This is a genomic window from Facklamia sp. P13055 (assembly GCF_050409445.1).
Taxonomy (GTDB): Bacteria; Bacillota; Bacilli; order Lactobacillales; family Aerococcaceae; genus Facklamia.
The window spans coordinates 1-9,070 of the sequence record NZ_JBNUPL010000034.1; the positions used below are offsets into that span (position 1 = coordinate 1).

At 33.3% G+C, this 9,070-nt stretch carries 6 protein-coding genes and 3 pseudogenes; 4 read left to right on the plus strand and 5 right to left on the minus strand.

Features of this window, described 5'->3' with window-relative positions; translation table 11 throughout:
- On the minus strand, window positions 1-278 hold a 278-nt coding region (locus tag ACQV2O_RS08165), incomplete at its 3' end, for a phage holin family protein (RefSeq protein WP_428874610.1).
- Window positions 279-609: 331 nt separating this feature from the next.
- Here ACQV2O_RS08165 and ACQV2O_RS08170 point away from each other — a divergent pair.
- Window positions 610-1,773, plus strand: a pseudogene (locus ACQV2O_RS08170) (IS256 family transposase).
- Window positions 1,774-2,542: 769 nt separating this feature from the next.
- On the opposite strand, the gene ACQV2O_RS08175 reads toward ACQV2O_RS08170, so the two are convergent.
- Window positions 2,543-2,620: a hypothetical protein gene (locus ACQV2O_RS08175; RefSeq protein ID WP_428874572.1), complete on the minus strand. Its 78-nt coding sequence runs from the start codon at window positions 2,618-2,620 to the stop codon at window positions 2,543-2,545.
- Window positions 2,621-2,798: 178 nt separating this feature from the next.
- Window positions 2,799-2,957, minus strand: a pseudogene (locus ACQV2O_RS08180) (transposase); the annotation flags it as partial.
- A 1,301-nt stretch (window positions 2,958-4,258) separates the two neighbouring features.
- Between ACQV2O_RS08180 and ACQV2O_RS08185 the strand changes: the two are divergent.
- Together ACQV2O_RS08185 and ACQV2O_RS08190 are read left to right on the plus strand one after the other, a co-directional pair.
- Complete coding sequence (locus ACQV2O_RS08185) at window positions 4,259-4,600, plus strand: helix-turn-helix domain-containing protein (protein WP_428875518.1); 342 nt, start codon at window positions 4,259-4,261, stop codon at window positions 4,598-4,600.
- Window positions 4,601-4,621: 21 nt separating this feature from the next.
- Window positions 4,622-5,530 carry an IS3 family transposase gene (locus tag ACQV2O_RS08190; protein ID WP_428875519.1) on the plus strand — a complete coding sequence of 303 codons (909 nt, stop codon included), beginning with the start codon at window positions 4,622-4,624 and terminating at the stop codon, window positions 5,528-5,530.
- 200 nt (window positions 5,531-5,730) lie between these two features.
- Here the strand turns inward: ACQV2O_RS08190 and ACQV2O_RS08195 are convergent, their stop codons facing one another.
- Together ACQV2O_RS08195 and ACQV2O_RS08200 are read right to left on the minus strand one after the other, a co-directional pair.
- Window positions 5,731-6,906, minus strand: a complete 1,176-nt coding sequence (locus ACQV2O_RS08195) for a hypothetical protein (protein ID WP_428875521.1) — start codon at window positions 6,904-6,906, stop codon at window positions 5,731-5,733.
- A complete protein-coding gene (locus tag ACQV2O_RS08200) occupies window positions 6,893-7,543 on the minus strand; it encodes an ATP-binding cassette domain-containing protein (RefSeq protein ID WP_428875522.1) in 651 nt (216 codons plus the stop codon). The genes ACQV2O_RS08195 and ACQV2O_RS08200 overlap by 14 nt, the downstream gene beginning before the upstream one ends.
- Before the next feature lie 242 nt (window positions 7,544-7,785).
- On the opposite strand from ACQV2O_RS08200, the pseudogene ACQV2O_RS08205 reads away from it, so the two are divergent.
- Window positions 7,786-8,949, plus strand: a pseudogene (locus ACQV2O_RS08205) (IS256 family transposase).
- Window positions 8,950-9,070: the final 121 nt, after the last annotated feature.

Genomic DNA, 9,070 nt, shown 5'->3' on the forward strand with positions numbered 1-9,070 from the left:
TATGTTACTATATAGAATACTATAAAACTTGTAGATATTGACTCAAATCCTAACATCTCAAGTAACGGGCAAACGGAAATCACTAACATAACAACTAGTAGATGCTTAACCAAGCCTTGTAAGCCTTTTGTGGAGTTTGCGATACCACTTAAAAAACTTTTTGCATAGCCAGTAATGAAGTCAAAGACTACTAACCATACAAAAATTATTATGTATGGATTCTGATTTATTGTTTTGTATAAATTAATTAGCTCTTCAAATTCAAATTGATCATACATTTTTATATCCTCTCTATAAATTAATATATTTTTATATTTTTATATTTTTAATTTTTTCTTTAATTGTTATAGTTATATGAGTGAATGACACTTTCCAAATTCAGTTTCATTAAACCTAAAAACAGCTGTTATTAAATAATAGCAATTTTAATAGGAATTAATTTTACGAAATATTACTTATCATGAACTACATTCCTCAATTATTAATTATCAATGATACTTTTTAATTTTTGATAAAGTCCATATAATTGTGTAAAAGTAAAAAAGGTCATGAAACGTCCTTTTACGGTACAATGTTTTTGACTAAGAAAACATACCCAGGAGGACTGTCATGACCCAAATACATTTTACTTTAAATCCAGAAGAGATTCAAAAACTTATTAATCGTTCGGTTTCTGATGATCTTGCCAAAAACTTACTAACAACGGTATTTAATCAACTGATGGAAAACCAACGCGATCAATACATTGGTATTGGTGAGTTTGAACGCGGTGAAGAACCTGTGAGTCAACGTAATGGCTACTACGATAGAACGTACACAACGCGAGTGGGTACTCTTACTCTTCGTGTCCCACGCTCAAGGGATAGTCAGTTTTCAACAGATATCTTTGAAAGATATCAAAGACTTGAAAAAGCTCTTTTAGCGTCTATGCTCGAGATGTATGTTTCAGGTGTTTCGACTCGAAAAGTCAGCCAAATCGTCGAAGAACTATGTGGTAAACAAGTCTCTAAGTCCTTTGTTTCTAATCTTACTAAAGAATTAGACGAGGTTGTCAAAGCATGGCAAACTGCACCTTTTGAGAAAAGCTATCCCTATCTCATGACAGATGTGCTTTATATTAAAGTGCGTGAAAATAATCGAGTTGTTTCTAAAAGCTGCCATATCGCCATCGGTTTTAGTGAATCTGGAGAAAGAGAAGTCTTAGGATTTCTCATCCAAGATGGTGAGAGTGAACAAACATGGACACATTTCTTCGAGTACTTAAAAGAACGTCATTTACAAGGTGTTAAACTCATTATTTCCGATGCCCATAAAGGCCTTGTAACAGCCATCAAAAAAGAATTCACGAATGTATCCTGGCAAAGGTGCCAAGTACATTTCTTACGAAACATCTTCGCCAGCATTCCAAAGAAAGATTCTCAGCTCTTTCGAGAGCAAGTTAAAGCCGTGTTTCGAATGACTAATCTTGAAGAAGCACGAAAACTAAAACAAGAAATCCTTGAGGAATTTGAGATACAAGCCCGATATGCGAAAGCATGCCAAGTTTTGGATGAAGGTTTTGAAGATGGATTCCAATATGTCGCTATTGGAACAGCCCACTCTCGATGACGAAGTACAAACCTTTTAGAACGATTGAATCAAGAAGTACGTCGTAGAGAGAAAGTGGTACGAATCTTTCCAAATGTCGACTCAGCTAATCGATTAATTGTCTCTGTATTAATGCACATCCACGAAGAATGGATTACTTCTTCAAGGGCTTATATGAGGCTTTAATGGTGATGAACATTGTACTAAGTTATTTTACACAATATTATGGACTTGACTTCGTTTGGTAGTGTCAAATTAATTGTGTAAACTAAATTGGAAGATCTTAATACCTATATTTAACTGTCACTTAATTTTAACTGTTGCCTCGCATTTTAGATAAATTATCTTATTTAATACTGACCTTGTCTCTTCCCTTGACAAGATGATTCATCTAAAATGCGAGGGAAGCAACCGAGGGGCACTAGCTTGTCTTTTTTAAAAATTGTTTTTGGCCATTCCTTCATTTAGTTTATATTATTGACAGGTCGCTTTTGGTTCAAAAGAATTTGCAGTTCAAAAATCACTTTACAATATCGTTTATGTATACGTTGACCAAATTTCGCATTATTCTCTGTGACGTAACAAAACCTTATTTTTTCAAGAGACGTTTTATAAAAAAACTGTTCCTTGACTTTGGTGATACAATAAATTCGCTTATTGAAGGGTTCTGAGAGGTTTTTAGTATATAATAAAGGCCATATTTCCTTAGGAAATACATAAATGAAAAGAGATCCTTCTTCTGTCTAATTATTGGATTAATTTTATAGAAATTGCTTCCCAATTCTAATAAATGTAGTGAGTATATTAGTGGCTTCTAAGATATTGCTGGCTTAGAGAACTTTTATTAAGTTTCTAACACCTCATGACTGTCTTTCACACCCCTTCATTGAAAATGTCTCAAAAGGTGTGTCAAACATGATTGATGAAGCGCTAAAGAAAACTTATTGGTGAGAGCTTATGCTAATCCCATTAATTCGTCTGAGACAAATAGTAAAACATTTTCTAGACCGCGTTTTTCTAAATTCTGAATCATTTCATGATAGTGAACTGCTGACTCTGTAGAATAAATCCGAAAATCTAAAATCTATTTATAGCCTTGAACATCGATCCTGATAATGGTATAGACGGCTCTTTAGAGACATATCCACGTCTAACTGGGACAAAAGTAGCGTCATAATAGAGATAATCAAGGTCTTTTTTATCAGACATTGTCAGTAAGCTTTTAACTCCCCTTCAACTATTTTTAAAAAGTTGGAGATTGTCGTTAAAGAATAACGATGACCGTACATTGTTTCGATGAGGTCTGAGATATTACGCGTGGATACGCCTTTGTAATATATCAAAATAATCATGCTTGCTAGGAAAGAGGGGAATCTGTTGAAGACATTGAAACATTATAACATCTGACTCACCTAAGCGATCGTGGGAAATTTTAAAATATAGCGCACCATATTCTGTCATTAAAGTTCTCTAATAATAGATATTTCTAGAATCATTAGTATTATAGACATTGACTTCTCATTTCTCTTAATTAAGAAAGACTGTCCTTTCGATTTAAAGTAATGAGTTAATCGCTTCTTCTAAGGCTTGTCGAAAATTTCATGTACAGATTCTTTTTGTGCTAGTGATGTGAAATATTGTATGTTAAAGTGTTCCATAAAAAAACCTCCTATTGATGATTGTTTTGTCGATATTAAAAGCTTATAAAAGGGAGGTCTCTTTTTCTATGGAATCCTTGAGGTTAAACAAAAAAATTCCGTTATGGATTTTTTCAGTACTAAGTCATTATTGATGTAAGAAAATAAAAAGATAGTGGATATAGATCCTCAAATTTTTAAAAATGATATTTCTAAAGAAAAATTATCACTTAGAATAAATAGCTTTAGAAATCAATTTATACTCGATTGTATCTGAATTTTAATAATGATTTGAAAATAAATTTTCACCTCATTTTCATAAATAGAATGTCTATTCATAATTAAACTTCAATTTATTATTTGGCAGATAACTAAGAATTTTTTTAACCTTATTTTAAGCTTGTATAAATCAGATAAGTCAATTCGCACATCGATATTAGTTAAATAATTACCATTTTGCATAGTACGTTGGTTTAATAATAAACATTACCTTTTTAGACTAATTATCTGTTGTCGATTTTTTATATTTCTTCATTTCAAAAATCTTTACATATCACGCCGATGAAAACAACGACATAAAGGTTGGAATCTTATTTTATTTCCATCAATCTAATTGAACTATTACTTTTTATTTAGAGTTCTTATTGAATAAATATGAAATAATTATCAAGACCAAAGTAACTATAATCAAACCGATAGCAAACTTACTTTTACTGGCCAATTTCTCTTTAAATATAAAATAGCCGCCTGAGTTGATAAGACGATGCTTTCCACACTAAAAATGGGGAATGCCGTAAAAGTGTTAACTGTTTCTATGGTCTTAAAACATTCTTCATCAATTCTATCACAAACAGCTGATATCATTATATACTGGTATTATTTGAAAAACATTTCGCTCTCGATAGCAGCCTGCTAAGAATATTTATCAATATGGAATTAGTTAGTTAGTTACTAATTCCTCATTAGAAATAAAAAAGACTTCCTTTTAATGTATTGAACCCCTAATTCCGGACTTGGATAGAGGGGTTCTTTTTATGTCTAAATATTCAAAAGGATTTAAAATCAAATTAGTGAATGAATATCTTGATGGAACGACCGGTGGTCGTGATTTAATAGCAGAAAAGTATAGAATTCCATCTTCTACAGTTAGAAATTGGATAGAGATGTATGAAAACCATGGCTTCGAAGGATTTAATAAAAAGCTCAATAAAATAGAATATAGTGGCAAATTTGAGTTGTCTGTCATAAAATATAGGCAAATACATGAATGTTCCTATCAAGAAGCTGTTGAAAAATTCGATTTGCCTAACGGATTGCTGATATGTAATTGGAATCGAATTTATCAAAAAGAAGGTTTCTCAGGCTTGAACAAATAAAGCGGAAAGCCGAGAAAAAATATGACTGATAAAAGAAAAAAGAAGAACCCGAAGCAAGGAAAAGACGCAGATCATTTAGACTTACTTGAAAAATACCCTCAAACTCAAATAGTTGAATGGCTTAAGATTAGTAGTTTACCTAAATCAAGCTTTTATGACTGGAAGAAAGAGTTCAAGCTAATGATTGATCCGGATACTCAAATCAAGCTGGAAATTAGAAAGATTATTAAAGCGTCCAAAGAACGTTACGGATACCGTCGAGTCAGTTTAACGTTAAGAAAACTGGGTTATATTGTTAATCACAAGAAAGTTTTGCGAATGATTAGAGAAGAAAATTTGCTTTGTGATAAGTTTAATACTCAAAGCAGAAAATACAGCTCATATAAGGGAACTGTCGGTAAAATCGCAGACAACATCGTTACTCATCAATTTAATGTTTTGGCAGCCAATAAATTATGGTTAACTGATGTCACCGAATTTCGTTTACCGGGTCAGGAAAAAAGACTTTATCTTTCACCTATTTTAGATGCGTTTAACGGAGAAATAGTCACTTATAATTTAAGTTATAGACCTGATATTCGCATGACAAATACGATGTTCGATCAAGCTCTTCAAACAAGAAACATTGAATCTAATTTAATCATTCATTCGGATCAAGGCTTTCACTACCAGCATAAATCATGGATGTCAAAGCTCACAAAAAATGGCGTCACTCAAAGCATGTCTCGAAAAGGAAGTTGTTTGGACAATTCTCCGATGGAGAATTTCTTCGGAATTCTTAAACAAGAGATGTTCCATGGTGTCACATTTAACTCTTATAATCATTTAGAGAAAGAAATTAAAGGTTATATCCGTTGGTATAACGAAGAAAGAATTAAAGCAAAATTAAACGGCTTGTCTCCTGTTGAATACAGGTTACAAACCGCTTAATAATTAAATATTAAATTTTTGTCCGTATTTTGGGGTGCACATCATTAATAGAAGTCTTTTCTAAGTTATATTGAAATGATTAGTATAATTATAAATCCTCTATCATTTTCAGCTGTATTTGCACCTTCTTGACCTTTTCTTAATAATTGATAATCTAAAATTCTCTGTATTTTGATATGACTTTGTAGTTAAATATGAATTTATCCATTCTTAAAAAGTTGTATTATTGAATGAAGTCGTTTAGATTTAATTAACATTATCAATGCTATCAGAAAAAGATTAACTATGCTTACTAGCAAGAGACCATTTTGATAAGTAATGGCTTGGTTCACATTCTCATAAGCAAGTTGTTGGGTAATGACACGGGTAGCGAAGAAATAGGTGGTTGGAATAAAATGCATGACCTTAGCCAAAGGCGCAATATTTCCTGTTAATAAGATTCCCCCAATCAATGTCAAGGCAGAAACGAAGAGGGTAATTAATTTTTCCTTAGTCAATATAGCAATCAGATAGACCCAGATAACCGTCATAAGGATAGTAAAAGCATGCATGACACTTGTCTGCGCGATTAACCACCAGACTGGAAGGGTCTCTATGTATGTGTCCGTATAGATTGAAATCGGATATTGATAGGATGAAAAACCATTAACCAGACCAGCTACAATGAAGAACAATCCGAAGCTTACTCCATATACCAAAAGGGAAATTAAGTAAATTTTAACTAATTTATCTAATTGCCAAGTCACCTGGTTCACTGGAAATAGGTCTTCAAGGTCTATTTGATCATAAAATTGACGGGTAAAGCTGTCGCTTAATAAAGTAACCAAACATAAGATAAAAATAATTGGAAAGACGGTATCAAGCATTCTGTATAGAAAAGTATAACCACGACTCTCTCCTCCTTCAAATTCAGGAGGTAAGTTAAGTCCTTGCAATATTTTGTAGCGCTGATACTTTCCATAGGTATTACGAATATAATTTTCATCAAATTTATGAATTTTTGACTCTATGTCAGCTAATTCATTCCTTTCCATTAATTCAACTTGAATCGCAAGGGCTTCCGACCAATCACCGACCTTCGCTCGTTCAATTGCTTTAAGGTTTTGAGAGATATTTTGTTTTAGGGACTCTTGTGCTTCAAAAATTTTATTTCTGTCTTTGGAATTTAGATCACCGGATAGAGTATCCTCATAATCACTGCTAATATATTGCATTATTTCATTATTATCATCTAGTGAGGCAATAAATCCTACTTTGCTTTCTGAAGAAGTATTCATTACCAGTAGAAAAGCCATTACCAAGATACTGACAGACAAGGGCAACCAGTTAAGTCTAGCCTTAAAGATTTGTTTCAAATAAAGGTTAAATGGCTTCATGATGGCTAACCTCTCTTTCTTCTAATTGATGGCCCTGGATAGAGTATATCTTGTCGCAAAGATTAAGAAAATCCACTTGTTCATGGGTCGCTATTAAGAAAGCCTTTCCTTCATCACGTTGTGTTTGGAGATAGCTTTTAAATTGATTAAGACTCTCATAATCTAAACCATTAGTTGGTTCATCCATTAGCCAATAAGTAGGATTGGTTACTTCATATAATGATAATACTAACTTTTGTTTCATACCGAGCGAGTACTTATAAATCGGTTGTTTGATGTAATCGTGACTTTGCCATCGATTAACCGTCCTTTCGATTAGGTCTGGATCAGCTTGCCAGACTTTATTATAAAGCTTTAAGTAATCCATTCCCGATAGATTTTTATCCAACCAATTGACCGACTCAAAATAAAAAACTGCCTGCTTAAAACTTTTACCCCTAAGTTGTCGATCTTCAATGTCGAGACTGTTCTGCCCTTGAGTTTCTTTCCTTAAACCTGCAATCGTCCTTAACAAGGTCGATTTCCCACTACCATTAGGACCCGTAAGAGCTACCAATGAGTAAGGAAAGATTGTAAAATCCGCAGTAAATAAGGGGATCTGATGATTTTTGATTGTTAGATTGCTTATGCTTAACATAATAGCTCCTTTTGATTTAGTAAAAGTCTTATTTACAAAAGTATCTAAACTCTATTTTAAATTATTTATTCCAATTAGTGTACTCAAGTTCTCAATATAATTTATAAGCTAAATTATACACCATTTAGTTTGTAGTTTGATTGAGTCAAGTCCATATAATTGTGTAAAAGTAAAAAAGGTCATGAAACGTCCTTTTACGGTACAATGTTTTTGACTAAGAAAACATACCCAGGAGGACTGTCATGACCCAAATACATTTTACTTTAAATCCAGAAGAGATTCAAAAACTTATTAATCGTTCGGTTTCTGATGATCTTGCCAAAAACTTACTAACAACGGTATTTAATCAACTGATGGAAAACCAACGCGATCAATACATTGGTATTGGTGAGTTTGAACGCGGTGAAGAACCTGTGAGTCAACGTAATGGCTACTACGATAGAACGTACACAACGCGAGTGGGTACTCTTACTCTTCGTGTCCCACGCTCAAGGGATAGTCAGTTTTCAACAGATATCTTTGAAAGATATCAAAGACTTGAAAAAGCTCTTTTAGCGTCTATGCTCGAGATGTATGTTTCAGGTGTTTCGACTCGAAAAGTCAGCCAAATCGTCGAAGAACTATGTGGTAAACAAGTCTCTAAGTCCTTTGTTTCTAATCTTACTAAAGAATTAGACGAGGTTGTCAAAGCATGGCAAACTGCACCTTTTGAGAAAAGCTATCCCTATCTCATGACAGATGTGCTTTATATTAAAGTGCGTGAAAATAATCGAGTTGTTTCTAAAAGCTGCCATATCGCCATCGGTTTTAGTGAATCTGGAGAAAGAGAAGTCTTAGGATTTCTCATCCAAGATGGTGAGAGTGAACAAACATGGACACATTTCTTCGAGTACTTAAAAGAACGTCATTTACAAGGTGTTAAACTCATTATTTCCGATGCCCATAAAGGCCTTGTAACAGCCATCAAAAAAGAATTCACGAATGTATCCTGGCAAAGGTGCCAAGTACATTTCTTACGAAACATCTTCGCCAGCATTCCAAAGAAAGATTCTCAGCTCTTTCGAGAGCAAGTTAAAGCCGTGTTTCGAATGACTAATCTTGAAGAAGCACGAAAACTAAAACAAGAAATCCTTGAGGAATTTGAGATACAAGCCCGATATGCGAAAGCATGCCAAGTTTTGGATGAAGGTTTTGAAGATGGATTCCAATATGTCGCTATTGGAACAGCCCACTCTCGATGACGAAGTACAAACCTTTTAGAACGATTGAATCAAGAAGTACGTCGTAGAGAGAAAGTGGTACGAATCTTTCCAAATGTCGACTCAGCTAATCGATTAATTGTCTCTGTATTAATGCACATCCACGAAGAATGGATTACTTCTTCAAGGGCTTATATGAGGCTTTAATGGTGATGAACATTGTACTAAGTTATTTTACACAATATTATGGACTTGACTCTGATAACTTTTTTTAATTTACTATATTAACTTCAGTATAAACCTTTACTTATTATACTTATAAATATTT